The organism is Pseudidiomarina insulisalsae (genome assembly GCF_003987065.1).
Taxonomy (GTDB): Bacteria; Pseudomonadota; Gammaproteobacteria; order Enterobacterales; family Alteromonadaceae; genus Pseudidiomarina; species Pseudidiomarina insulisalsae.
Genome location: NZ_PIPY01000004.1, coordinates 87,169 through 109,642 on the forward strand (window position 1 = coordinate 87,169; position 22,474 = coordinate 109,642).

Sequence of the window (22,474 nt, forward strand, 5' to 3'; positions counted from 1 at the left end):
ACATGACGCAGACAACAGGCGTTGCCAACGCGCAGCTTGAAGATAAGGCCAGTGCGGTGCGCGCGGGCGAGCATTTACCCGTTGCGCAACTGACGTCTTATCTCAAGGAGCAGTTTCCGCAGCTTGAAGGTGAGCTGAAAGTGACGCAGTACAGCGGCGGAGCATCAAACTGGACCTATCGGCTGGAATTTGCCAACGCGGATTGGATTTTGCGGCGCCCGCCGGCGGGTACCAAAGCAAAATCCGCCCATGATATGGGCCGCGAGTACCGTATTCAAAAAGCCCTGGAGCCGGTCTTCCGGTATGTGCCCAAAATGCTCCATTACACCGACGATGAGACGATTATCGGTGCCGAGTTTTATATTATGGAGCGCGTTGCCGGCATTATTCCGCGTAAGAACCTGCCGCGCGAGCTAAAAATATCAGAAGCGCAAACCCGCGAGCTCTGCAAGAATGCGCTGGATTGCCTGATAGAGCTGCATAGCATTGCTATCCACGAGCATGGGCTTGACCAACTGGCCAAGGGCGAGGGCTATACCGAGCGGCAGGTGCTGGGTTGGAATAAGCGCTATCGTCAGGCGAAAACCTGGAATGTGCCGAAAAGTGAGAAAATTATGCGCTGGCTGGAGCAAAACAAACCAGCTAACGAGCGCCTGTGTATGACCCACAACGACTTTCGTTTTGACAACCTGGTTCTGGATAGCGCCGATCCCACTCACATTATCGGTGTGCTTGACTGGGAACTGGCGACCATTGGCAATCCGCTGATGGATCTGGGGAATAGTCTGGCGTACTGGATTGAAGCCGATGACGATGCGGTTGCCCGCTCAACGCGACGGCAGCCGACCCACCTGCCAGGCATGATGACGCGTAAAGAGGTGATTCATTATTACTGTGAACGCATGCAGGTGGATGTTGCCGATTTCACCTTTTACGAAGTCTTCGGGCTATTTCGACTGAGTGTCATTGCGCAGCAGATTTATTATCGGTATCACCATAAACAGACACGCAATCCGGCGTTTAAGAACTTCTGGTTGCTGGTGCATTATTTGCACTGGCGTTGCCGCCGGCTGATAAAACAACAGGGGAAGTCATGACGCATTCTGAGCGTAAAACCATTCTGATCACCGGTGCCAGCTCCGGCCTTGGCGAGGGTATGGCGCGCGAGTTCGCTGCCAAAGGCCGGCAACTGGCACTCTGCGCCCGTCGCACGGAACGGCTTGAACAACTTAAACAGGAATTGGAGCGCGAGTATCCGCAGTGCCAGGTCAGTATTAAGGCATTGGACGTGAATGACCATGATCAGGTTTTTGCGGTATTCAAAGCATTTAAGGACGAGTTTGGCACTATTGATCGGGTTGTGGTCAACGCCGGTATGGGTAAGGGCGCGTCCTTAGGCACCGGTTATTTTTATGCCAATGTGCAAACTGCGCAAACCAATTTCGTTGCCGCACTGGCCCAGTGCGAGGCGGCGCTGGAGATGTTTCGCGAGCAAAATGCCGGTCATCTGGTCACCATCAGCTCCATCAGTGCGCTACGTGGTATGCCCCGCGCGATGACTGTCTATGCCGCAACGAAAGCCGGCCTCTCGGCGTTAACCGAAGGCATCCGCGCTGATCTTATCAAATCGAATTCGCCAATTAAGGTGAGCTGCATTATGCCGGGCTATATTCGCTCGGAGATCAACGAGAAGGTCAAAAACACGCCGTTTATGATTGATAATAAAACCGGTTGTCGCTTACTGGTGAAAGCGATTGAGAAAGAGCCGGTGAAGGCTTATGTGCCCAGTTGGCCCTGGGCACCGATTGGCTTTTTGATGAAGCGCCTGCCACTGAAGTGGGTGATGAAGCTCGGCTAATCGACCGGGCATTCGCTGACACGCTCGGTCGCGATACTGAGCGTGCTGGCGGCGCCTGCGGGCAACTCATAAACCAGTGAGGCGGCGGCGACACTTACGTGCCCGCGTGAACCCTGATGATATACCGTGAGCTTACCCGGTTGCAGCGCAATACTCAGGCAGCCGCTGGCTTGAGGTGCAGTCACCAGTCGCTGCCAGTCGCCTTCAGCAAGCTTTTCCACCCATACCTCGTAACCTTGCCAACTGGGCTCATTACCGCGCTTACAATGGTAAACATAGAGCTGAGCGGCGCTGTCTTCAGTGATCAGAGTTTGCAATGGCGTACAGTTGGCCACCTTGGGAGGATCTGGCTTATAAACGGTGAGCTGATAGATGAGCACGGCGACAAAAAGTACCGCCAACGCCACCACTGCGGCAAGAAACCAAAGTCCGATGCGCCGTAACATTATTGCTCCTTAGTTTTCGATGCGGGCAGCTCAGGTGCCAGCAAACGCTCGCCCCGATAGCTGGCAACCTTACCAAAACGCTCGTGTTCGCCGTTCCATTCGCGTTGGGCAATGCGAATGCGCTCAGCGTCACTACTGACGAAGTTCCACCACATTTGTACCGGCTGGGCAAAGGCTTCGCCGCCAATGACCATGACCAGCGTGTCCGCCGCCAGTTCAATAGTGACTGATTTGCGGCCGCTGCCAAGATAAAGCAGTTCATGCGCCACTGCCGTTTTACCCAGCAGATCAGCACGACCGCTGACGACATAAAGACCATACTCATAGTCGGCTTCCAGTTGCAGTTCAGCCACAGCCACGCGTGGTGTTTTTAACTGCATGGCAAAGGTTGGATGAAACTGTAATGCCGGTGAGTGATAGCGCCGTTCGCCGGCAACATAGTCACCGATCACCAGTGTCGCCTGGCACTCACCAAGCGCGAACTGCGGCAGGTTCTTGTAATGATCAAAGCGCGCTGTAGTTGCTTCATTCGCCTCGGGCAATGCCGCCCAGAGCTGCAGGCCGTGCAATGGATCTTGTACCTGCGCGGCGGCGACTTCTGCATGGGAAATACCGTTGCCGGCGGTCATCAGGTTAAGTTCGCCGGCGCGCAACGGTTGCTCGTAGCCGAGGCTATCCTGATGAAGTAACTGTCCCGACAGCAACCAGGTAATGGTCTGCAGGCCAATATGCGGGTGGGGTGGAATATCAAACTGACGGTAATCAGCCGTGGCCACGGGTCCGAAATGATCGACAAAGCACCAGGGCCCTATCATTCGTAACTGGCGTTGCGGTAAGCTGCGAAAGACACGCATTTGGGGCGTCAGCTGGCGCGCCTGTGCGGGTACCACCAGCGCGTCGCGGCGCAGGTGCGCGGATTCACAAGGTACAGGTTGGTCTTCACTATCGGCACGGGTTCGCGTCATTAGGGGTCTCCATCAGGTGCGCTTGCTCTTGCAGTATGCCAAAGCCAGGCATAAAGGTCGATATACGACTATACGCTGACTTCCTTCTTCGACTAAGATTAGTTAAGGTGAGATATCTTACAAGGAGCCACTATGATTCACGCTATCATATTGATTATCATCGGTATCGCTCTCATGTTGAGCGGCATCTGGGAACAGCGGTTGTTCACTATCGTACTCGGTGCGGTGATTGAATTGGTAGGCTGGGGTTGGTTTTTCCTGAAGTGGCGGGCACTCAAGAAAGAAGAGCGGATGGATAACAATGAATAGCACAGTGGGAAAGCGAATTGCCGCATTGGCCATCATGGTGATCGGTGTTTTAAGCGCGGTATTGGCGCCTGAGGGCGAAACCGTGGTGCGTTGGGTCGGTATCTTTTTGCTGATCGTAGGGGTGTATTTTCTGGTCACGCAGAAAGCCAGTTCGGAACAGCGTCAGCATACCGCACAGCAACGTACTGATGTACCGCCGCTACGCTGGTATCAATCAGCCATTCTGTGGGTACCGGTTGTCGCCATTATCATCGGTATTTTGGCATTTATTCTGTAAACCTCAGCACGGAGTCGCCTGAATGTTGTCACTTACCAAGCGTTTAGTGATTTTGGCCGGACTGGTTGGACTGCTGTTTTATAACGCCACAGTTGAGCAGTTATGGGCAACCATCGTCGATTATCAGCTGAACTGGTATAAATTGGGTGTGCCGCTGGCCTGGGGGCTGATTATTGGCGCGCTTGTTCAGTTGATCGGAATTTCTCAGCTTCGCAAATGGCTGGAACCGTTAACTTTTATCAGCGCTTCGCTGACCACCCTGGGGCTGACAGGTGCGGCCGCCGTTTATGCGGCACATCAGCAGGCGGGCTTGTTATTGCCACCGCTGATGATCAGCGCCATCGGTCTGGGGCTCTACTTGTTGGTCTATAGCTATGCCCGGTTTGGCAAGGCACAAGCGGATAAACCTGAAAACACAGAGTCGTAACCATGGACTTGAACTGTGATTTAGGTGAGGGCTATGGGGTATGGCGTATGGGGGACGACGCCGCAGTCATGCCCTATATTGATCGGGCCAACATTGCCTGTGGCTTTCATGCCGGTGATTTTGCCATTATGCAAGCGACGGTGCGGCTGGCAAAACAACACGGCACTATGATCGGCGCACATCCGAGTTATCCTGACCGCCATGGTTTTGGGCGCCGCTCAATGGTCGTCAGTGCTGATGAGTTACGTGCGCAGCTGCTTTATCAGATTGGCGCGCTGGAAGCGATCTGCCAGGCCGAGCAGGTGCCACTGCTTTATGTGAAACCCCATGGGGCACTTTACAATGACATGCAGGCAGACAGTCAGATTTTCACGACCGTGGTGCGCACTTTAAGCGAACTCAACCGCGGTCGCACTCAACCGCTGCAGCTGATGACGCTGGCGAAACTGCAACGTGAAACTGAATTAGATATCGCGGCGCGGCACGGCGTTGAGTTGATCTTCGAGGCATTCGCGGATCGTTGCTATGAAAGCAATGGCCAGTTACGGGCGCGACAGTTTGAGGGCGCGGTACTACACACGCAGGACGCGATTGTAGCCCAGGCGCTGGCTTTCGCCGAACAACGCTCAATTACCGCCCATGACGGCAGCGAGTTACTGCTTAGTGCCGATACGCTTTGCGTGCATGGTGACAACCCTCAGGCGCTGGCCGCAGTGCAGGCCATTCGCGAGCGTTTGTCATGATGCAATGGCAGTTTCAGACCGCAGCGCCCGACGCGCTGATGGTCAGTTTCGCGCAGCAGATTCAGCTGCAAATTAACCAGAAAGTGCAGCAACTGGCAGCACGCTTGCGTCACGAGGTCGCAGGCGTTTTTGAGGTCGTACCAAGCTATCAGACGCTGCTGGTTTATTACGATATTCTGCAATTGAACGAACGTCAGTTACGCCACCTGCTTGAGCCCATCGTGAATGAGGTGCTTAGCAGCGACACCGAAGCGCAGGACGAGAAGGCGCAGCTACATACCATCGATGTCTGTTATGACCCTGAACTGGCAGCAGATCTCAAGGCTGCCGCGCAGTTTCTTAACAGCAGTGTTGATGAGGTCGCGGCGCTGCACAGCGCCACCACCTATCATGTTTATGCGCTGGGCTTTGCTCCGGGGTTTGCCTATTTGGGTGATGTTCCGCAGGCGTTACGCATGCCCCGCCATGACTCGCCACGCGAGAAAGTACCCAAGGGGAGTGTGGCCATTGCCGGACAGCAAACAGCTATTTATCCGCGCACTTCGCCCGGTGGCTGGCAGATTATTGGCCGTGCCGTTCACTGGCCACGTCTGCAGGCTGGCGATAAGGTCAAATTTCAGTCCATAAGCCGCGCTGATTACGATCGGCAACTGGCCCGACAGAGCGAGCCTGGCCATGACTGAAGTGCTCCAGGTGCAACGCCCGGGACTGCTGGCAACGCTGCAGGATTACGGCCGCTACGGCCACCTTGCTGAGGGCATCACCCATGGCGGGCCAATGGATGAACGCGCCTTTTTGTGGGGCAACAGGTTATTGGGAAATGCGTTCAATGCGGCACAGATTGAAATAACCCTGGGCCAGTTTCAGGCAACCTTTTTGCAGGAGACCTTATTTGTGGTTACCGGCGCCGATTTCCCGCTCAAGCTGAACGGCGCGCCGGTAAAAACCTGGCGCGTAGTGCGCGCGCAAGCCGGCGATCAATTGCAGCTGGGTGTGAATGACCGCGGTTTACGCTGTTATCTGGCTGTTGCCGGTGGTTTTCAGGCAGATCCCGTATTTGGCAGCGTCGCCACCGTGGTACGCGACGAGCTGGGCGGGTTGCGGCAAAATGGCAGTCCCTTGCAAGCAGGCGATAAGCTTACGACCGGCCAGCCGCGCACGAAAACGCTGGAAACCCGACGTCCCAGCAGTCGTCTGAACTTAACCATTGCCAAACAGCCGACCTTGTCAGTAGTGCCTGCTGCGCAGTGGTCGCAGTTTAGCCGGGCGGCGCGCGAGCAATTCGTCGGGCAGTCTTATGAGGTAACCGCCAAACAGGACCGTATGGGCATAAGACTCAGCGGCGCCGAGGCGCTGCCTGACGTGCCCGAAGGGATGATTTCCGAGCCGCTGCCAATGGGCAGTATTCAGGTGCCGGCCAACGGCCAACCCATTGTGATGATGAATGATCATCAGACCCTCGGTGGTTATCCAAAAATAGGTGTACTCAGCTGGACCTCACGCAGTGTGCTGGCGCAATTGCCAGCTGGCCGCAAAGTGCAGTTTCGCTGGCAGGGACTGGAAGAAGCGCAGCGCGAATTAAGACAAGTATGGCGGTTTTTTAATATTACCCGTAACTGAGTGACGACTCGCTGTGGCCAAGCCTTGCCAGAGCGCCAATAAACTGCGATCATAACGCTCTTTTTTGGAACGAGATTGGAGAAGTAACGTCCATGGCAGCCGACGCGCCTCGCAGTAACTTTATTCGCCAAATTATCGATAAGGATCTGGCCAGTGGCAAGCACGACCAAGTGCATACCCGCTTTCCGCCAGAGCCGAATGGCTTTTTGCATATTGGCCATGCCAAGTCGATTGTCCTGAACTTTGGTATCGCTGAAGACTACCAGGGGCAATGTAACTTGCGTTTTGACGACACTAATCCGCTGAAAGAAAAAGTGGATTACGTGAACTCGATCCAGGAAGACGTGCGTTGGCTGGGCTATCACTGGGAAGGCAAGCCACGTTATTCATCAGATTACTTTGATCAGTTACATGCTTATGCAGTGGAGCTGATCGAAAAAGGTCTCGCCTACGTTGATTTCTCAACCCAGGAAGCTATGCGGGAAATGCGCGGCACGCTGAAAGAGCCGGGCGTTAACAGCCCTTACCGTGATACTTCGGTGGAAGAAAACCTTAAGCATTTTGCCGATATGACTGCCGGTAAATACGAGGAAGGTAAGGCTGCGCTGCGGGCAAAAATCGACATGAGCTCACCGTTTATGGTGCTGCGTGATCCGGTCATCTATCGGGTGCGCTTTGCTCATCACCACCAGACCGGTGACAAGTGGTGCGTGTATCCGATGTACGATTTTACCCACTGTATCTCGGACGCACTGGAAGGTATTACGCACTCACTTTGTACGTTGGAGTTTCAGGACAATCGCCGTCTCTATGACTGGGTGCTGGACAATATCAGCATTGATTGTCATCCACAGCAGATCGAGTTCTCGCGCTTAAACCTGCAATACACGGTCATGAGCAAGCGTAAGCTGAACCTGCTGGTGGAAGAGGGCAAAGTAAGTGGTTGGGACGACCCACGTATGCCTACCATTGCCGGTATGCGCCGTCGCGGCTACACCCCGGATTCCATTCGCGAATTCTGTCACCGTATCGGTGTTACCAAGATGGATAACCAGGTCGAAATGAGCATGCTGGAAGCCTGCATTCGTGACGAGCTGAACCAGCAGGCGCCGCGGGCCATGGCGGTCATTGATCCGGTACGTCTGGTAATTGAAAACTATCCTGAAGGTGAAGTAGAGCAGTTACAGGCGCCGAATCATCCGAATGATGAAAGTATGGGCAGCCGTGAAGTGCCGTTTGCGCGCGAGTTATTTATTGAGCGCGAAGATTTCCGTGAGTCAGCGAATAAAAAGTACAAGCGTCTGGTGCTCGATAAAGAAGTACGCTTGCGCAACGCTTATGTGATTAAAGCTGAGCGTGTGGAAAAAGATGCTGATGGCAACATCACCACCATTTTCTGCAGCTATGATGCGGATACTTTGGGTAAAGATCCGGCCGACGGCCGTAAAGTGAAAGGCGTGATCCACTGGGTCGCTGCTGATCATGCCAAGCCGGCTGAGTTCCGACTGTACGACCGTTTGTTCCAGGTACCTAATCCAGGCGCTGAAGAGGACTTTTTCAGCACGCTTAATCCGCAGTCACTGATTGTCAAGCAAGGCTTTGTGGAGCCGAGTCTGGCGCAGGCGGAAGCGGAAAAGTCGTATCAGTTTGAACGTATTGGCTACTTTTGTGCGGACAGCAAGGACAGCTCAGCAGAACAGCTGGTCTTTAATCAGACCGTTGGATTGCGCGATACCTGGAGTGACGAGGCCTGAGCCTCGCCACATCCTGATGGGCGGCGACTGATTAATTCAGCGTCGCCAGTTCAATGCGGGCAGCCGCGCCGTAAAGCGCACTGGAGTCGCCCGCAACTTTCCCTTCTGGCGTAATGGTTGGCCATAGCGGCGGCAGCGACGCCAGAATGGCTTCAACTTCCGCAATTGCCTCAGCATTAGCTTCGCGCTGAACCTCAGTCAGTTCGTCCAGGCGTGAGCGAGCGATGGTGGTAAAGCCGTAAGCGTCCTGAAATTCATGTACGTTAACGACTTCGCCAGATTTGACACCAATGTCGTATTCTTCGCCCGCGGTGAGCAGCATAGTGCTTAAACTCATCAGCACGTCCTTCACCTCTTTGCGCTGCACTTGCTCAGCATCTTTAATAGCAATGATCAGTGCGTCATAGGCAGCGTTTACCGCGTCATCGCCCTGTTCCTGATTCACCGCATCGGCAAGCGCGTTTAAGTGGTCGCCAAACCCCTCGACACCACGGGCGGAAAAGGCGGGAACCAGCGCCGCGTACAGCTCGTCTTCAGGGTGCTTCATATGCGTTTTGGCCATTGCCAGATGACCCTGGTCGTAAAGTTTCTTGCCCACGTAAAGGTGACCGCGAATCAGTCCCAGACGCGCCAGATATGCGCTGTCATTGACGCGCAAATCGACCATGCCTGAACCTTCGCCTTCGCCTTCACCCTCGCCTTCACCGGCGCCGGCAAAAGGTGCGATAATGGTCATGTTGTGTTGCTGATGACCATCTAAGTCATTGCTATTGTTATGGGCATTCGCTGCGGTAGTGGTGCCCAGTACGGCGGCGCCAACCGCCAGCCAGATTTTACGTTTCTCGTGCATTTGTTGACCCTTCAGTTGCTTGTCTCTAGCGGGATTCGATATACTGCACATAATTCCACAAATGAGAGTCATTCTCAATAGCAAGCTTATGATATTACATATCGAACAGGTCATTGATCCCGGTACTTTGTCAGTTATTCGCGAAAAATTAGCTCAGGAAAGCTTCAGCGATGGGACCGAAAGTGCAGGGTGGGCCGCCAGACAGGTTAAGAACAATCAGCAGCTACGCGCACCGCATCCTCTGATTGAACTGTTGCAAAAGCGTCTGGCCGGGCACGAGGTTGTGAAACTGGCCGCGCGGCCTGCGCAGTTCGTTAATGTCATGATTAATCGCTACGACATTGACCAGTCGTATGGTACTCATATGGATGATGCGCTTATGGGGCAGGTGCGCACCGATATGTCGTTTACGCTGGGCCTGACCCCGCTCAGCGACTACGAAGGCGGTGAACTGGTAATAGAAGACAGCTCCGGTGAGCGCTCCTGGCGCTTAGATGCCGGTGATGTGTTACTTTATCCGACGCAGTTTTTACATCGCGTGAATGCTGTCACCGCGGGTTCGCGGGTTGCTATGGTGGGCTGGATCGAGAGCTTGTTACGCGAGCCACAGCAACGGGAAATCTGTTTTGATCTTTATCAGGCCATGCGCAGCGAATTTGACAAGCACGGTAAGTCGGCTAATTTTGACCTGTTAAGTAAAACCTACAACAATCTTCTGCGGCGCTGGAGCAAGCGCTAAGGCTTTCTATGCAGTGTGTTTATCAGGCGGAAAATGTGGTCGAGGCAGAATTAGTCAAAGGTCTGCTCGAGGCGCATCATATTGCCTGTCATAGCGGTGGGTTTTACCTGCAGGGTGCGGTCGGCGATCTGGCTGCCAGTGGTTTTGCCAAGCTGTGGGTGGCCGACGAAGATGCGGCCCGGGCACTCACCCTGATTGAACAATATGAACAAGGCGAGTTTAAGCTCAGTGAAAGTGAGGAGACTGACGCTGATTAATCAGCGTCAGAGTGGTTATACTCGCAGGTTTCGGCGTTCTGGCATTCGCCATACAAGTACAAGCTATGATTGGTCAGCTTGATGTTATTCGCCTGTGCCACCTGTAATTGGCGCTCTTCAATGACGTCGTCCTCAAACTCAAAGACATGACCACAGGTCAGACACACTAAATGATCGTGATGATCTTTCGCGCTTAATTCAAATACTGAGCGGCCACCTTCAAAATGGTGACGGGTGACAATACCGGCATCGTCAAACTGGTTTAAGACGCGGTAGACCGTGGCTAAGCCAATCTCTTCGTTCTTTTCCAGCAGAATTTTATACACGTCTTCAGCACTGATGTGCTGATTTTCGGGATTTTTCAGAATCTCCAGGATTTTGACCCGCGGAGACGTGACTTTCAGCCCTGCTTTTTTAAGTTGTTGTTCGCCGTTGCTGCTCATCTATCTGCACTTTAGTTATCAATACCTGAGGCCATTATAGGCAAAGAATTATAAGAAAGGGAATGACCAGTTAAGCTAACTGGTCAAGCGCCATCTCATCACGTAGTTGTGCGCACCACTGCTGCACACGTTCTTTGGTCAATTCAGGCTGACGGTCTTCGTCAATACCCAAGCCGACAAAATGTTCGTCATCAACCAATGCGCGCGAGGCCTCAAATTGATAACCGGCGGTAGGCCAGTGGCCGATGATAATACCGCCGCGGGCTTCAACGATGTCACGCACCGTACCCATCGCGTCTAAAAAGTATTCAGCGTAGTCTTCCTGGTCGCCGCAGCCAAAAATAGCTACCAGTTTATTATTGAAATCAATTTCTTCCAGTTCGGGGAAGAAGTCGTCCCAGTCACACTGTGCTTCACCGTAATACCAGGTAGGAATGCCGAACATGAGCAAATCGTACCCAGCAATATCTTCTTTGCTCGATTTTGCGATATCGTGCACATCAATCAGATTTTTGCCTAATTCTTTCTGGATCATTTGTGCGACAGCTTCGGTATTGCCCGTATCGCTGCCGAAGAAAATTCCAACACTTGCCATAGCTTTACTACTACCTTTGCGAAAAAAAGTGACGGCGCCAGCTTATAAGCCAGCTTCCCAGATAACTTGAATAATACCTTTAGCGATAAATCCGGCACAGCCCAGAAACAGGACTATCCAGACAAACCAGCGGCCGAATTTCGGCACATCGCCTTTATTGAGTACGTCTTGTATTGCTAAACCAATGAGTACAAACAGGATCGCGATGGCAAAGTTTGTACCAAGAATCTCAATGGTTTCAAAATGCTCTGACAACATAACAGCGCTACCAGTTCGACGTTAAATGAGAATCAATTATAACATGCAAGCCTTCTAGGTGCGAGAATGTTGCTCTAAAAAGGCCCGCACCAGACGGTTAAAAATGCGTGGTTTCTCGGCATGCAGCCAATGCCCGGTGCCTTCAATAATTTTAATATCGACGTTGTTAAAGCGCGAGGTAACAGCCTGACGATGGGCTTCGGTCAGATAATTGGAGTCACCGCCTTTAATAAACAACACCGGGCCGTCAAACGAGCCCTTGCGCACGGCGCCGGAAATCTCATCGTAGCAGGCATCGATGACCGGCAGATTCAAGCGCCACTGATAGCTATCGTCGACGCGCTGCAGGTTTTTCAGTAAAAACTGCCGCACGCCGCGATCATCAACGGCTTGTGCCAGTTGCTGATCGGCATCCTGACGGCTTTTCACTTTGCTGAGGTCAATGCTTTCCAGCGCATCCAGAATATGGCGGTGGCGCGCGTCATAAGCCACCGGCGCAACATCGGCGACAACCAGTACGTGGACTTGTTCCGGGTGACTTAAGGCAAACTCCATGGCCAGCTTGCCGCCCATGGAGTGACCGACAATGCTGACTTTCTTTAGCTTAAGATGAGCCAGCAGCTGTGCAACATCTTCGGCCATGACCTGATAATTCATCTTTTCACTGTGAAAGGAATCACCATGATTGCGACAGTCCATGACAATCACCCGATGATCTTCCTCCAGGTCGCGGGCCAGCCGTTTAAGGTTGTCCAGGTCACCGAACAAACCGTGAATAAGTAACACGGCCGGGCCTTTATTGCCCATCACTTCATAGTTGACGATAGATTCTTGCTGATCAGTCATATTGAATTCCTGTACCCTCGAGGTCGGTTGAGTATAATAGCGTGCATATTGCTAGCTATAAACCCAAAAAGAAGTGAAAGCGCATGAGCAAACGAATTGAAATTGATGACGACATTTATCGTTACCTGGTAAGTCACACGCAACATATCGGCGAAAGTGCATCGTCCATTCTACGGCGTTTACTGGAGCTTGAGGGCACCGCGACCAGTGCTGAAGTGGAACCGGCGGTGGCCGAACAGGCGCATGGGCGGACGATATTTGACACCATGACCGCTGCCGATCTGGCTGGCCAGCGCAGCGTGGTCGCGCGTTTTCTGTATATTCTTGGCATGCTGCATAAGTGTCATCAGCAGACCTTTCCTAAGGTGCTGCAGATCAGCGGTCGTGACCGCCAGTATTTCTCGCGTAGTGCTGCTGAGCTCGAAGCCAGTGGCACCAGTACCAATCCGAAACAGATCCCGGGCTCAGACTTTTATGTGGTGACCAACAACAATACGACACGGAAGAAGTCAATGTTGACCCAGGTGGCACTCGAGTTAGGCTATGATCAGGCGCAGGCAGAAAAAATCAGGGACTTTTTGTAATGGCGATGCATGACCGCGCCGGACATCCGGCTCTACCAGAGGATTTGACGAACGTTGCGCGACTGGTCAGCGCTTATTTTGTCAATGAAGTTGATCCGCGTCAGCGCGCGCAGCAGGTGCAGTTTGGCACCTCAGGCCACCGCGGCTGTTCGTTGACCCATTCATTTAACGAAGCGCACATACTGGCCATCAGTCAGGCGCTGGTGGCATATCGTGAAGAGCAGGGCATCACCGGTCCGTTAATGTTGGGCCGTGACACTCACGCGCTATCTGAAGCGGCCTATATGACTGCGCTGGAAGTCTTTATCGGTAACGGTATTGAAGTGCATGCGCAAAGCGATGATGGGTATACGCCAACGCCGGTGATCAGTCATGCCATTTTGCGCTACAACCAAGGGCGCAGCGATGGCCTTGCCGATGGCGTTGTAATCACACCGTCACATAACCCACCGACCGACGGTGGTTTTAAATATAATCCCCCGCACGGCGGACCGGCAGACAGTAACGCCACCAAGACCATCGAAAAATACGCTAATGCATTGTTGTCGTCTGACCTGTTAGGGGTTAATGCGGTGAGTTACGGTGAAGCCCGCGCCAGCCACTTGTGCAAGCAGGTTGACTGGCGTGCCAGCTATATTGACGCGCTGGAGCAGGTTATTGATATGCAGGCGATCCGCAAAGAACAGCTACGCATCGGCGTGGACGCGATGGGTGGAGCCGGCGCCAGTTACTGGAACCTGATCGCTGAGCGTTATCAGTTGGATATTGACGTTTACCATGACGAAGTCGATCCAAGTTTTCGCTTTATGACCCTGGACCGTGACGGCAAAATCCGTATGGATTGCTCATCGCCGTACGCGATGGCGTCGTTATTGCAACTGAAAGATAAGTACCAGGTGGCGGTGGGGAATGACCCTGACTATGACCGCCATGGCATTGTCAGTCCCAAGCATGGCTTGCTTAACCCCAATCACTTTTTAGCGGTCGCCATTGACTATCTGTGCCGTCACCGCCAGTGGCCGGCATCGGCGGCGATCGGTAAAACCCTGGTTTCAAGTGCCATGATTGATCGCGTGGTGCAAAGTCATGACCGCGAACTACAGGAAATGCCGGTAGGCTTTAAATGGTTCGCGCAAGGGCTACATGAGGGCGCCATCGCTTTTGCCGGCGAGGAGAGTGCGGGCGCGACATTTTTGGACCGCGACGGGCAGCCCTGGAGTACCGATAAGGACGGCATCATTATGGCCTTGCTGGCGGCAGAAATTGTCGCCGTGACCGGTCAGGATCTGGGGGATTATTACCTCGAGTTATGCGCGCGTCATGGCACCAGCTATTATCGTCGGCTCGATGTGGCTTCAAGCGCCGAACAGAATCAGGCGTTTGCCGGTATCCGTGGCTATAAGTTGAAGCTAAGTGAACTTGCCGGGGATCCGGTGCAGGAGATCATGACCAAAGCACCGGGCAACGGCGCGCTGATTGGCGGTGTGAAAGTGACCACGGCAAATGGTTGGTTTGCCGCACGCCCGTCCGGCACCGAGCCGATTTATAAAATCTACTGCGAGAGCTTTGTCAGCGAGGAGCATCTGCAGCAGTTAGCGACCGAAGCACAACAACATGTCAATGAGTGGCTCGCCTAAACCGGCGAGCTCTCTTTTTTCGTGTCTTCAGTTTCACTTTCCTGCCCCGCCAGCGCGACCTGATACTCGTGCTCATCCACCAGCGAGGTCAGTAGCTCGTCAGAGGTCTGTGACGGATTGAGCATAGCGTAACTACTGGTCAGCTGTTCATCCGCCTTCGCACGACGGGTCACGCGATACAGGGAATACAGACAAACGATGATGGTCAGCATCATAATCAGTAAGAAGAAATAATTCACCGCACCAAACTGCATGAGCGCAGCCACAGCTGGCGCACCGATAATCGAACCGACGCCGCCGACCTTAATGATCGCACCGGTGGCACCGACCATTTGATCTTTTTCCAGATAATCATTGGTGTGCGCCATACCGAGCGAATACAACGGCAGTACGCTGGCACCAAACAAACAGACGCATAGATAAATCAGCCAGACCACCGAAGCGCCCAGTTGCGACAGAATAAGCGCCATAACGGAACCTAAACCTGCGCAGACGGCCATAATGACGCGTCGGTCAAAGCGGTCGGAAAGCAGGCCGATAGGAGCCTGGGCTAACATGCCGCCGAGAATAAATGAGGCCATGAACAAGGACACTTCGCCAACGCTTAGGCCGATATAAATGGCATACATGGGTCCAATGCCGTAAAACATGGCATAACAGGCCTGCATGATAAAGGCGTTGACAATTCCCAATGGCACCAGGCGCAGCAAGCTCAGAATAGGAACTTTCTTCGCTTCGTGGGTGGTTGGTTCTACCGTGACGCTAATCAGAATTGGGATCAGCGCCAGGTTAATCAGTAGCGCGGCAATAGCAAAGGCGATAAAGCCTGACGGGTCGGCCACGCCAAGGATTAATTGACCGGCGACCAGGCCACCGTATATCAGCACTAGGTAAACAGAGAGTAAAGTACCTCGGTTTTTGTTGTCGGCCATGGTATTTAACCAACTCTCGACAATGACAAAAATGGCTGAAATGGCAAAGCCGGTGAGAAAACGCATGATAAACCAGACCGTAGGGTCGACCCATATCGCCTGAATAAGAATGGTGGCGGCTGCCAGCGCGGCCAGGCCGCCGAAAGCGCGAATATAGCCGACCCGCCGAATGTCTTTAGGGGCACGGGTGGTGCCAAACAAAAAGCCGATAAAATAGGCGGACATGATGACACCGGTAGTCAGGGTGCCGAAGTTCTCAATCGCCGCTCTTAAACTGAGCAGCGTACTGGTCATGCCTACGCAGATACCGATCAGGGTGATACTGGATAACAGAGAGCTAATGGCGCGTAGTTGTTGTTTGAGCATGCCAACAAATCCTTGCGAGATCGGTGAAAATCAGTCGGTGAATGCAAGAAAGTGTAACACGTCAGATATTTTTCGGAAACGTCAAGAGGTTATCCACAGCTTGTTACTTGCCCAGCGCCAGAGGGCTGTTTATGATGGGCACAGAAGAGGTCAATGAGAAGTTTATGCGACATTTCATTTTGATGTTTGGGCTACTGCTAAGCCTGCTTGTTACCGGCGCGGTATCACCGGGCCATGCAGCGGTGGAGCTAAAAGAGCTGTACCAGTACCGTGTGCAGGTGAACAGCCAGCTTGCCAGTGAGCGTACAGAGGCGCTGCAAGAAGCGCTGCGCGCGACCTTACTGAAGTTAACCGGTGACACCGATATGCTGGACCATCCCGCAGTCGCTGACGCCATGCGAAATGTACGTGATTACCTGGTGCAGTACGGTTATCAGCAGGATGAGCAACTGTGGCTCTGGGCACAATTTGATCAGCCGCAAATTGACCGTTTAATTCAACGTGCGGACTCGGGTATCTGGAGCAATTTACGACCTCAGCTCTTAGTTTGGCTGGTTGCCGAAGACGAAGATTTGCAACGGCAGGTATTTGCTGCCGATAGTGAGGCCATTATTGTGCAACAAATGCGCAATGCTGCGGCGCGGCGCGGCCTGCCAATTCAACTACCACTATTGGATCTGAACGATACGATAACGGTCTCCGTCATCGATATCTGGGCACGGTTTATGGATACCATCAGCTTTGCCAGCACCCGTTACAGTCCTGACGGTATTATCGTCGCACGAATTTATCAGACCGATCCCAGCATGGTGACCGCTACGCAACCCGAGCGCTGGTCCGGCGACTGGACACTGAATTTAGGTGAATTACGCTGGAGCGGACAAGTGCGGGCAATGGATCGCAGCGAGCTTGGCGCTGAAGTGATCCGCGAGGTGACCGAACAATTGGCAGAACGTTATCGGATTGGGGGACAGACCGAAACCATCAATCAATGGACAGTGACGGTTGAAAACTTAACCTCATTGGAAGCGACCATTGCAGCGGAACAATTGTTGGCGCAACTGCCAGCAGTGCTGAAAGTGCAATTGGTGGGATACGGCAATGCCACCGGGCGTTTCGACTTAACCTTACAAACCGACCCCGCACGAATTCGTCAGGCGATGGATTTAAGCAAGCAACTGCAGGCGGTAAGTGCAGCCGAAGACACGCAGCCTGACGCCAGTAGTGCCGTATTCAGGTGGATTGCGCAACCATGACGCTGCAACAATTGCCCTTAAACGTGCAGCTGCCGCGTAATGAGACCTTTGCCACTTTAGTGCCCGGCCCGAACGCTGAAGCGTTGCGGCTGGCGCGTGCTGGCGAACAGGATCTAACCTACCTTTGGGGGCGCGCCGGCGTGGGCAAAAGTCACCTGTTACATGCGCTCTGTAGTGAGGCGCAAAATCAGGTAATTTATCTGCCATTGAATGAGTTGAAAGACAGTGTCGACGCCCGCATTCTGCGCGGGTTGGAAAGTTATGCGCTGATTTGTCTGGATGACATTGACGCGGTGGTGGCAGAGCAGGACTGGGGCTTTGAGCTGTTCGCACTCTTAAACCGGGTGCGCGATCAGGCCACCAGCCGCATGCTGGTAACGGCGTCGACTTCACCGGGGCAGTTGCAGGTGGCGTACGCCGATGTCCGCTCGCGGTTAAGCTGGGGGGTGGTAGTGCAGTTACATGAGCTGAGCGACAGCGACAAAATAACTGCCTTGCAGCAGCGTGCTCATGCCATGGGGCTGGAATTACGCAGTGACACTGCGCAGTTTATGGTACAACGTCTGGGACGTGATATGTTGGAGTTGATCGCCAGCCTCGAGCGTCTTGATAAAGCCTCGATTGCCGCGCAGCGCAAGCTGACGATCCCTTTTATTAAGGTCGTACTGGCAATTTAATTGCCGGATTCCTTCTTCTCATCTTTTAGTTTCTTCAGGCCCAGTCCCAGGGCACGGCCCTGATGCCGGGCAAACCAGGTACAACCGATAAAGGCTAACGTTGTTAATAACAGCTCGATGGCCGCCCACCAGCGCTGTTCAGGAGCCACATAAAGCATGGTCAGGCTGTGCAGGAAGTACCACATCAGAATAAAGTTGGCCCAGGCGTGGGTATAGGGCTTGCCACGGATAATGCCGATTAATGGGAACAGCAAGGGCACCACATACACCAGGGTGCGAAATAACAACGAATGTTCACTATAGCCGGTAGCAAACTGCCACAACAGCACCCATACCAGCAATCCTAAATAACTGACTAAGGCTAACCAACGATAGCGGGCAACCGCAGGACTCATAACTCCGTTCTCCTAACGACCAAGCTGAATGGCGGTGCGCGCCACGCGCTCACCTAATTGCTCAGCAAGTTTATTTTCGTACTGATTAATGGTTGAACCGGCTGCATGCTCAACGTGAGAAGCGCCATAGGGCGAGCCACCGGCGTCGGTCTGCTGCAATTCAGCTGCAGTGTAGGGAATACCGACGATCATCATGCCCTGATGCAGCAACGGCACGGCCATCGACAACAAAGTGCTTTCCTGACCGCCATGCATCGAGCTACTTGAGGTAAAGACTGCCGCAGGCTTATCGACTAACACGCCTTTGAGCCATTCTTTCGACGTTTGCTCCCAGAACTTTTGCAGGCCACTGTACATATGCCCGAATCGGGTCGGACTGCCCATGATCAAGCCGTCGCACTGCTCGAGATCATCCTTATCGACAATCAAATCACGCCGGCAGGCGGCATTCTCATCGCAATCGACCGTGCGCAGCACCGCTTCGGCACCGGCTTTAGTTATGCCAGCGCTGATAGCATCGGCCAATTGTTGCGTAGCGCCATTACGGCTGTAGTACAAAACCAGAATACGGGTTGTGTCACTCATTTGACGATCTCCAGTACTGCCTCCGGAGGTCGGCCTAAACGCGCTTGCGAGCCTTTCACCACAATGGGCCGCTCAATCAGCTTTGGATGCTCGACCATCGCAGTAATCAGCTGTTCTTCATCGCTCACATCTTTTAATTCAAGTTCTTTATAAACATCTTCTTTTGAGCGCATCAGCTCGCGCGCCGAAACAAACCCCAGCTTGCTAAGCAATTCTTTAATTCTTTCGGCACTTGGTGGGTTTTTTAAGTACTCAATAACTTCAGGCTCAATACCTTGTTCCTGCAACAGAGCTAAAGTTTGTCGACTTTTCGAGCAGCGCGGGTTGTGATAAATACTAACTTCAGACATGCTAATACCTCATAAAAAACGATGGCGTTACTGGTTAGTAGTTATTAGTTTAATAACGAACAGCGAACGTAGTGAGCGCTCGAATAACGAATAACGAATATCTAATATCTAATAACGAATAACGATTTTGTATTTACAAAAGCTTACGGGAATTACTATGCGTTGTCGATTGTTACGCCTGGCACAGCTACTGACACTGGCCACTTTTATCGGCGCTTGTGCGCCTGCTGCTGATTTTCAGACCAACCAGGGAAGCGCGCACCGCTGGAGCGAGCTCGAGGGCGGTTACGTGATTGTGAATTATTTCGCTGAGTGGTGTGCGCCTTGTCTGCGTGAGCTGCCAGAACTGAACGAGTTCCACCATAAGCATGGTGACAAGGCGCAACTTTTTGGCGTCAGCTTTGATGGTTTAACGAACACTCAACTGGCGCAGTTACAGCAACGCTATGGCATTGAGTTTCCGCTGATCCTGAACGAGCCTGCGGCACAACTGCCATTTCCAGCGCCGCAAATGCTGCCGGCCACCTATGTGGTGACGCCGGCAGGCGAGGTGAAAGGACCATTGCTGGGCGAACAGACAGAACAGTCATTGTTGCAGGCGATTAACGCTGATTAGCGCATACTTTCGACTTCGCGCTTTTTCGCCATCAACTGCTCAATGCGAGCCTGAATACGACGTTGTTCCAGCCGATTATCGTTGTGGGTATGCGCGTTGTGAAGATGATCAATAGCGCGCTCAAACTGTCCGTAGAGTGCCATCAGTTCAGCATTCGCTTCATGCATACCTGCGGTGTTACCAAGCAGACGATGGGCGTCAATGAGCAGTGAGTACGCGATGGTACTTTGCGGGTTACGGATCAGATAGCTGCGTAATAACTCGATGGCCCGTCTGGCGTCACCACTTTTCACCGCGGCGTTGGCATAATTGAGGGTGACTGTCTGCTCATTGGGCATACGCTGGTACGCCTGCTCCAGCATGCTGAGCGCTTCATCATAACGCTTTTGCGCCAGTAAAATATCGGTCTGGACGTCCAGATAAAACGTATTCAGCGGCTCGGCATTATAGAGCGGAGCCAGTGCCTGCTCTGCGGCATCGGCCTGCTCACTGTCGAGCAGGGCGATTGCCAGACCGTACCGGGCTGCTTTGGCAATGGCCGGGTTGTCGCTTTGCATATCTTGCCGCGCAGCCTGGGCGTTATAGTTACGCAAATGGCGCACTAACACCCGGTACTTAGCCAGCCAGAAAGCCTCTTCGTTACGGTTAAAGTCGCGTTGTTGGCGCAGCTGCTCGGCCCGCAAGCGCGTATCGGCAATGCGCGATTCACTGAGCGGGTGGGTCAGCAGCATTTCCGGTGGCTTACTGACGTAACGGTATTTTTCTGCCAGACGTCCGAAGAAGTCGGGCGCGCCCATGGGGTCAAAGCCGCTGTTGGCTAAAATAGTTAAGCCGATGCGGTCGGCTTCCTGCTCAAAGAGCCGGGTGTAGTTGATGCTGCGTTGTTGCATACCCGCGACGCTGGCCTGCGCTGCTGCCATACCGGCTTCGGGGTTGGCGATACCCACCAGAATGGCGCCTAACAGGGTGACAATGGATAGCGGGCTGGTGCGCTCCATGGCTTCCATATTGCGCACGATGTGCCGCTGCGAGACGTGTGCGATTTCATGCGCAAGTACCGATGCCAACTCCGACTCATTACGGGTTTCGGCTAATAATCCGGTATTTATGCCAATATGGCCGCCAAAGAACGCGAAAGCGTTAATCTGGTCCTGATTCACCCAGAAAAAAGTAAAAGGAAAGCGGACGTCATTGGCGTTGCGCACCAGACGGGTACCAATATCATGCAGATAGGCATCGAGTACCGGGTCGCCGACAATGGGAGCAGACGCGCGAATCTGGCGCATGTACATGTCGCCGACGGCTTTTTCCCGTTCAATGGACATCACACTGCCGCCGGCGGTGCCTATTTCTGGCAGACGCGTCTGTTGTGCGGCGCTGGTTGCTGAAGCGAAGGCAAAAACAGCGGCCAGGCTTAGCGCTGTGAGATGTGATTTGAACGAATACAACATAAAGTCAGGAAACCTACTCGGTACGGCCAGTTTATAGAGTTCACTATAGGGAAAAGGTTCCCTTATTTGAATAGTTTAAACTGTATAATATCAGCAAACACAGTTATTATGAGCGCCAGCACAACCCAATTCAGGAGATGGTTTCGCTATGTGGGATTACTTAAAGGCCTGGTATCAACGTAAATTCTCGGATCCCGATGCCATTACGCTGTTCCTGCTACTTGCGGTGCTGTTTTTACTGATTATCTTTTTTGGCCATTTGCTTGCGCCTATTCTGGTTGCCATCGCGTTGGCATATTTGCTCGACTGGCCCATTCAGCGTTTACAGGCAGTGGGTCTGAGCCGTTTATTAGCCGTGTTAATCGTCTTTACGCTGTTCATTGCTTTGAACGTGTTGCTGATCCTGTTTTTTGTCCCCGTTATCTGGCAGCAGAGTATTGCTTTGATAAGTGAGCTACCGGATATGTTCACTGAGCTCAAGGAGCAACTCGATCGCTTACCGGAGATGTTCCCCGGCTATGTCAGCGAAACCAATATCCACAGGTTCATTGAGAATATCAATCAGCGCGTCTTACAGCTTGGCGAAGTCATTATCAGTCAGTCATTGAGCCGTATTATTGGTTTTATGGCGTTACTGATCTATCTGATTGTGGTGCCGCTGCTGATGTTCTTTATGCTGAAAGATAAAAGCGAGTTATTAGGTCACATCAGCCGTACCTTGCCGGCCAACCGCCGGTTGATTTCGCAGGTCAGCGACGAAATGAACCTGCAAATTATGAATTATATTCGCGGCAAAGCGATTGAAGTCGTGATTGTCGGTGTGGTCAGCTATGTCACCTTTGCGTTGCTTGATTTACGCTACGCGGCCTTGCTGGGCGTACTGGTAGGCTTGTCGGTGCTCATCCCTTATATTGGTGCAGCCGTGGTGACCTTGCCGGTCGCCTTGGTGGCGTTATTCCAGTTTGGCTGGTCGGCAATGTTTGCTTACGTGATGATCGCGTACCTGGTGATTCAGGCCCTTGATGGCAACCTGCTGGTGCCTTTATTGTTCTCTGAAGCGGTGAGCTTGAACCCGGTTTATATTATCGGTGCGGTGTTGATTTTTGGTGGCTTGTGGGGCTTCTGGGGGGTATTTTTTGCGATTCCGTTGGCCAGTCTGGTAAAAGCTGTGATTACCGCACTTTCCAGCGATGCGCCGATCCCTCCGCAGGAAAAACCGGCGCCTTAGCTTAAGCTCG

Annotated in this window: 29 protein-coding genes; 17 read left to right on the plus strand and 12 right to left on the minus strand. The window is 52.9% G+C overall.

Going from position 1 to position 22,474, the window contains the following annotated elements; all coding sequences use genetic code 11:
- The first annotated feature begins 2 nt into the window (after nucleotides 1-2).
- A complete protein-coding gene (locus CWI71_RS04635) occupies nucleotides 3-1,097 on the plus strand; it encodes a phosphotransferase family protein (RefSeq protein ID WP_126754104.1) in 1,095 nt (364 codons plus the stop codon).
- Nucleotides 1,094-1,858: an SDR family oxidoreductase gene (locus tag CWI71_RS04640; RefSeq protein WP_126754105.1), complete on the plus strand. Its 765-nt coding sequence runs from the start codon at nucleotides 1,094-1,096 to the stop codon at nucleotides 1,856-1,858. Before CWI71_RS04635 ends, CWI71_RS04640 begins: the two co-directional genes overlap by 4 nt.
- On the opposite strand, the gene CWI71_RS04645 is transcribed toward CWI71_RS04640, so the two are convergent.
- Together CWI71_RS04645 and CWI71_RS04650 are read right to left on the minus strand one after the other, a co-directional pair.
- Nucleotides 1,855-2,304 carry a hypothetical protein gene (locus CWI71_RS04645; protein ID WP_126754106.1) on the minus strand — a complete coding sequence of 150 codons (450 nt, stop codon included), beginning with the start codon at nucleotides 2,302-2,304 and terminating at the stop codon, nucleotides 1,855-1,857. The genes CWI71_RS04640 and CWI71_RS04645 overlap by 4 nt on opposite strands.
- On the minus strand, nucleotides 2,304-3,269 hold the full coding sequence (locus tag CWI71_RS04650) for a pirin family protein (RefSeq protein WP_126754107.1): 966 nt from the start codon (nucleotides 3,267-3,269) through the stop codon (nucleotides 2,304-2,306). Before CWI71_RS04650 ends, CWI71_RS04645 begins: the two co-directional genes overlap by 1 nt.
- 132 nt (nucleotides 3,270-3,401) lie before the next feature.
- On the opposite strand from CWI71_RS04650, the gene CWI71_RS12025 reads away from it, so the two are divergent.
- From CWI71_RS12025 to glnS, 7 genes are all read left to right on the plus strand, one after another.
- Entirely contained in the window at nucleotides 3,402-3,578 is a 177-nt protein-coding gene (locus CWI71_RS12025) for a hypothetical protein (RefSeq protein WP_157981057.1), read from the plus strand.
- Nucleotides 3,571-3,855, plus strand: a complete 285-nt coding sequence (locus tag CWI71_RS04655) for a hypothetical protein (protein WP_126754108.1) — start codon at nucleotides 3,571-3,573, stop codon at nucleotides 3,853-3,855. The genes CWI71_RS12025 and CWI71_RS04655 overlap by 8 nt, the downstream gene beginning before the upstream one ends.
- A 22-nt stretch (nucleotides 3,856-3,877) precedes the next feature.
- On the plus strand, nucleotides 3,878-4,282 hold the full coding sequence (locus CWI71_RS04660) for a hypothetical protein (RefSeq protein ID WP_241967622.1): 405 nt from the start codon (nucleotides 3,878-3,880) through the stop codon (nucleotides 4,280-4,282).
- Nucleotides 4,283-4,284: 2 nt separating this feature from the next.
- The gene (locus CWI71_RS04665) at nucleotides 4,285-5,025 is read left to right on the plus strand and encodes a 5-oxoprolinase subunit PxpA (protein WP_126754109.1); all 741 of its coding nucleotides are present in this window, start codon (nucleotides 4,285-4,287) and stop codon (nucleotides 5,023-5,025) included.
- On the plus strand, nucleotides 5,022-5,708 hold the full coding sequence (gene pxpB / locus CWI71_RS04670) for a 5-oxoprolinase subunit PxpB (RefSeq protein ID WP_126754110.1): 687 nt from the start codon (nucleotides 5,022-5,024) through the stop codon (nucleotides 5,706-5,708). Before CWI71_RS04665 ends, pxpB begins: the two co-directional genes overlap by 4 nt.
- Nucleotides 5,701-6,645 (plus strand): 5-oxoprolinase subunit C family protein, encoded by a 945-nt coding sequence (locus CWI71_RS04675; RefSeq protein WP_126754111.1) that lies wholly within the window; start codon nucleotides 5,701-5,703, stop codon nucleotides 6,643-6,645. The genes pxpB and CWI71_RS04675 overlap by 8 nt, the downstream gene beginning before the upstream one ends.
- A gap of 92 nt (nucleotides 6,646-6,737) precedes the next feature.
- Nucleotides 6,738-8,399 carry a glutamine--tRNA ligase gene (glnS, locus tag CWI71_RS04680; protein ID WP_126754112.1) on the plus strand — a complete coding sequence of 554 codons (1,662 nt, stop codon included), beginning with the start codon at nucleotides 6,738-6,740 and terminating at the stop codon, nucleotides 8,397-8,399.
- A gap of 31 nt (nucleotides 8,400-8,430) precedes the next feature.
- Here glnS and CWI71_RS04685 read toward each other — a convergent pair whose 3' ends face one another.
- Nucleotides 8,431-9,249, minus strand: coding sequence for a hypothetical protein (locus tag CWI71_RS04685; RefSeq protein WP_126754113.1), 819 nt, complete (start codon nucleotides 9,247-9,249; stop codon nucleotides 8,431-8,433).
- A gap of 88 nt (nucleotides 9,250-9,337) precedes the next feature.
- Here CWI71_RS04685 and CWI71_RS04690 point away from each other — a divergent pair, with 88 nt between their 5' ends.
- Nucleotides 9,338-9,988, plus strand: a complete 651-nt coding sequence (locus tag CWI71_RS04690) for a Fe2+-dependent dioxygenase (protein WP_126754114.1) — start codon at nucleotides 9,338-9,340, stop codon at nucleotides 9,986-9,988.
- 8 nt (nucleotides 9,989-9,996) lie between these two features.
- Nucleotides 9,997-10,245, plus strand: coding sequence for a putative signal transducing protein (locus CWI71_RS04695; protein WP_126754115.1), 249 nt, complete (start codon nucleotides 9,997-9,999; stop codon nucleotides 10,243-10,245).
- Here the strand turns inward: CWI71_RS04695 and fur are convergent.
- From fur to CWI71_RS04715, 4 genes are all read right to left on the minus strand, one after another.
- Nucleotides 10,242-10,688 (minus strand): ferric iron uptake transcriptional regulator, encoded by a 447-nt coding sequence (fur, locus tag CWI71_RS04700; protein ID WP_126754116.1) that lies wholly within the window; start codon nucleotides 10,686-10,688, stop codon nucleotides 10,242-10,244. The genes CWI71_RS04695 and fur overlap by 4 nt on opposite strands.
- Before the next feature lie 70 nt (nucleotides 10,689-10,758).
- A complete protein-coding gene (fldA, locus tag CWI71_RS04705; protein ID WP_126754117.1) occupies nucleotides 10,759-11,283 on the minus strand; it encodes a flavodoxin FldA in 525 nt (174 codons plus the stop codon).
- A 42-nt stretch (nucleotides 11,284-11,325) separates the two neighbouring features.
- Nucleotides 11,326-11,541, minus strand: coding sequence for a DUF2788 domain-containing protein (locus tag CWI71_RS04710; protein WP_126754118.1), 216 nt, complete (start codon nucleotides 11,539-11,541; stop codon nucleotides 11,326-11,328).
- 54 nt (nucleotides 11,542-11,595) lie between these two features.
- Nucleotides 11,596-12,387 carry an alpha/beta fold hydrolase gene (locus CWI71_RS04715; RefSeq protein ID WP_126754119.1) on the minus strand — a complete coding sequence of 264 codons (792 nt, stop codon included), beginning with the start codon at nucleotides 12,385-12,387 and terminating at the stop codon, nucleotides 11,596-11,598.
- Nucleotides 12,388-12,470: 83 nt separating this feature from the next.
- Here CWI71_RS04715 and CWI71_RS04720 point away from each other — a divergent pair, with 83 nt between their 5' ends.
- Together CWI71_RS04720 and pgm are read left to right on the plus strand one after the other, a co-directional pair.
- A complete protein-coding gene (locus tag CWI71_RS04720; protein ID WP_126754120.1) occupies nucleotides 12,471-12,971 on the plus strand; it encodes a replication initiation regulator SeqA in 501 nt (166 codons plus the stop codon).
- On the plus strand, nucleotides 12,971-14,608 hold the full coding sequence (gene pgm, locus CWI71_RS04725) for a phosphoglucomutase (alpha-D-glucose-1,6-bisphosphate-dependent) (RefSeq protein WP_126754121.1): 1,638 nt from the start codon (nucleotides 12,971-12,973) through the stop codon (nucleotides 14,606-14,608). The genes CWI71_RS04720 and pgm overlap by 1 nt, the downstream gene beginning before the upstream one ends.
- Here pgm and CWI71_RS04730 read toward each other — a convergent pair.
- Nucleotides 14,605-15,906 (minus strand): MFS transporter, encoded by a 1,302-nt coding sequence (locus CWI71_RS04730; RefSeq protein ID WP_126754122.1) that lies wholly within the window; start codon nucleotides 15,904-15,906, stop codon nucleotides 14,605-14,607. The two genes, pgm and CWI71_RS04730, sit on opposite strands and share 4 nt — an antisense overlap.
- A gap of 164 nt (nucleotides 15,907-16,070) precedes the next feature.
- Here CWI71_RS04730 and CWI71_RS04735 point away from each other — a divergent pair, with 164 nt between their 5' ends.
- Both CWI71_RS04735 and hda read left to right on the plus strand, forming a co-directional pair.
- Nucleotides 16,071-17,162 (plus strand): DUF2066 domain-containing protein, encoded by a 1,092-nt coding sequence (locus CWI71_RS04735; RefSeq protein ID WP_157981058.1) that lies wholly within the window; start codon nucleotides 16,071-16,073, stop codon nucleotides 17,160-17,162.
- Nucleotides 17,159-17,839 carry a DnaA regulatory inactivator Hda gene (hda, locus tag CWI71_RS04740; protein ID WP_126754124.1) on the plus strand — a complete coding sequence of 227 codons (681 nt, stop codon included), beginning with the start codon at nucleotides 17,159-17,161 and terminating at the stop codon, nucleotides 17,837-17,839. The genes CWI71_RS04735 and hda overlap by 4 nt, the downstream gene beginning before the upstream one ends.
- On the opposite strand, the gene CWI71_RS04745 is transcribed toward hda, so the two are convergent.
- Genes CWI71_RS04745 through arsC form a run of 3 tightly spaced genes read right to left on the minus strand, consistent with a single transcriptional unit; the run spans nucleotide 17,836 to nucleotide 19,169 of the window.
- Complete coding sequence (locus CWI71_RS04745; protein WP_126754125.1) at nucleotides 17,836-18,234, minus strand: DUF2069 domain-containing protein; 399 nt, start codon at nucleotides 18,232-18,234, stop codon at nucleotides 17,836-17,838. The two genes, hda and CWI71_RS04745, sit on opposite strands and share 4 nt — an antisense overlap.
- Nucleotides 18,235-18,246: 12 nt before the next feature.
- Nucleotides 18,247-18,819, minus strand: coding sequence for an NAD(P)H:quinone oxidoreductase (wrbA, locus tag CWI71_RS04750; protein ID WP_126754126.1), 573 nt, complete (start codon nucleotides 18,817-18,819; stop codon nucleotides 18,247-18,249).
- On the minus strand, nucleotides 18,816-19,169 hold the full coding sequence (gene arsC / locus CWI71_RS04755) for an arsenate reductase (glutaredoxin) (RefSeq protein ID WP_126754127.1): 354 nt from the start codon (nucleotides 19,167-19,169) through the stop codon (nucleotides 18,816-18,818). The genes wrbA and arsC overlap by 4 nt, the downstream gene beginning before the upstream one ends.
- Nucleotides 19,170-19,326: 157 nt before the next feature.
- Here arsC and CWI71_RS04760 point away from each other — a divergent pair, with 157 nt between their 5' ends.
- Nucleotides 19,327-19,785, plus strand: a complete 459-nt coding sequence (locus CWI71_RS04760; protein ID WP_126754128.1) for a TlpA family protein disulfide reductase — start codon at nucleotides 19,327-19,329, stop codon at nucleotides 19,783-19,785.
- Here CWI71_RS04760 and bepA read toward each other — a convergent pair.
- Entirely contained in the window at nucleotides 19,782-21,236 is a 1,455-nt protein-coding gene (gene bepA / locus CWI71_RS04765) for a beta-barrel assembly-enhancing protease (protein WP_126754129.1), read from the minus strand. The two genes, CWI71_RS04760 and bepA, sit on opposite strands and share 4 nt — an antisense overlap.
- Nucleotides 21,237-21,384: 148 nt before the next feature.
- Here bepA and CWI71_RS04770 point away from each other — a divergent pair, with 148 nt between their 5' ends.
- Nucleotides 21,385-22,464 carry an AI-2E family transporter gene (locus tag CWI71_RS04770; protein WP_126754130.1) on the plus strand — a complete coding sequence of 360 codons (1,080 nt, stop codon included), beginning with the start codon at nucleotides 21,385-21,387 and terminating at the stop codon, nucleotides 22,462-22,464.
- The last annotated feature ends 10 nt before the right edge of the window (nucleotides 22,465-22,474 follow it).